The 1800-nt window shown below is 72.8% G+C and carries 1 protein-coding gene and 2 pseudogenes; 1 reads left to right on the top strand and 2 read right to left on the bottom strand.

Features of this window, described 5'->3' with window-relative positions:
* Window positions 1-121: pseudogene (locus D7V93_RS47195) on the bottom strand (metalloenzyme); the annotation flags it as partial.
* Between the two features lie 32 nt (window positions 122-153).
* On the opposite strand from D7V93_RS47195, the gene D7V93_RS42535 reads away from it, so the two are divergent.
* On the top strand, window positions 154-1239 hold the full coding sequence (locus D7V93_RS42535; RefSeq protein ID WP_120648626.1) for a DUF4388 domain-containing protein: 1086 nt from the start codon (window positions 154-156) through the stop codon (window positions 1237-1239).
* 39 nt (window positions 1240-1278) lie between these two features.
* Here D7V93_RS42535 and D7V93_RS42530 read toward each other — a convergent pair.
* Window positions 1279-1800 (bottom strand): annotated as a pseudogene (locus D7V93_RS42530) (GTP-binding protein); the annotation flags it as partial.

The raw sequence follows: 1800 nt of genomic DNA, 5'->3' as shown, positions 1-1800 counted from the left end.
GGAGGGGGGCGGGGGCGTCCTGGAACCAGGACAGCAGGTGGTCGCGGTCCGCGAGCGGGTTCACGGCCGGGTCCTTCCGTCCAATGCCCACCCCGTCGATGAACAGGACCGCGACGCGCACGGCGGGGAACTGTATCCTCGAATCCGACACGCATGGCCATCCACGGCGACCTCTTCAGCTACCCGCTCCCCGAATTCCTCCAATGGCTGGACAGCTCCCGCAAGACGGGGACGTTGCAGCTCTCGTGGGAAGCAGGCGAGCGCAAGTTGTTCCTCCTGTCCGGCCAGGTGGGCGCCACCGCGAGCGATGGCCTGCGCGGCCGCGTGGCCCGGCTGCTGTCCCTGCCGAAGCTGGCCGCCGGGCAGCGCGTGCTGGCGGCGTTCGACGAGCTGGCGCGCACGCCGGACGTGGACGCGGCCTTCGACGCGCACGGCGTGCAGGCGCGGTGGGTGCGCGACCTGGGCCGCGAGGAGTTGTTCGCGGCGATGACGGACCTGACCATCGCGGGTCGGGGCACGTTCCACTGGACGGAGGACGCGGACCGCACCGGTGAGGACTGGGTGCCGTCCGACATGAGCATCCGCGAGCTGCTCTTCGAATCCCTGCGCTGGGTGGACGAGCAGGGGGACGTGGACAAGGCGCTGCCCATCGACGCGTTGAGCGTGCGCGCGCTGTCGCCGCCCAGCCCGAGCCAGCCGTTGATGCACCGGATCATCCTGGGCCTGACGACGACGCCGCAGAACCTGGGCCGGCTGCGGCTGTCCATGGGTGTGTCGCGCTCGTCGGTGACGCGCCGGGTGCATGAGCTGTTGCGCGCGAAGCTGGTGGAGGTGGACGGCGCGCCGCAGGTGGAAGCGGATCCGGTGGCGGAGATGCTGGAGAAGGGCGCGGTGCTGATGCGCGAGGGCCAGTACGACGCGGCCGGCATCGTATGCGCGTCGCTGCTGGCCAGCGACCCCGCGGACCGGCGCGTGCGCGAGTTCGCACGTCTGGTGCAGCGCGAGCACGTGGCCGCGCTCTACGCGGACCTGCCGCCCCTGGTGGTGCCGCAGATGGTCCAGGCGCCCCAGGCCATGGTGATGCTCAAGCCGGAGGAGCGACAGATCGCCGGGCTCATCAGCGGGACGTGGGACGTGTCCACGCTGGTGCTGGCGAGCCCCGCGCGTGAGCTGGAGACGCTCAAGACGCTGGCGAAGCTGCACCGCATGGGACTGTTGCAGCTCACGCTCCCGCGCTGACGGTCGGCCCGGGCCCGAGGCGCCCGGGCCCGCGCCGGATCACCCGGCGGTCGGAAGCCCTACTGCATTGAGCCGGACGAAGACCTGCATCAGGACGTAGAGCGAGAAGGCGGCGTCGTCCACGCGCAGGTGCGACTGGGTGGACAGCCCCTGCAAGCGCAGCAGGTCCGCGCCGTCCACGTGGAGCAGGAAGGCCTGCTGGGCCAGGGTGCCGTCGCCCGCGAAGGCCATGGCGCGCCGGACGGCGTCGGTGCAGGCGGTGACGCAGGTGGTGTAGTCCCCGGCGGTGAAGGCGGCCTCCGCGGCCCGGGCATGGTCGAAGAGATCCCCCGGCGCCAGGGCGCTCGTGGGCCCGAGGACGCGCGGGCTGGCGTTCGCCACGGCGACGGCCGCGGGCTCCACGCGCGGCGGGGCGGGGGTCGTCAGGGTGCGCGGAACGGGCGTGGGCGACAGGCCGGACGCGGAGACGTAGGCGGTGTTGGCGATCGCGGACACCGGCGCGGTCGGCGGCTGCCGGTTGTACAGGTGCTGCGCGAGCTGCGCCTCCAGGCCCGCTGGGGC

It is taken from the genome of Corallococcus llansteffanensis (assembly GCF_003612055.1).
Lineage (GTDB): Bacteria > Myxococcota > Myxococcia > Myxococcales > Myxococcaceae > Corallococcus > Corallococcus llansteffanensis.
Note: the sequence above shows the minus strand (reverse complement) of the source record. Positions and strands in the feature narration are given on the sequence as shown.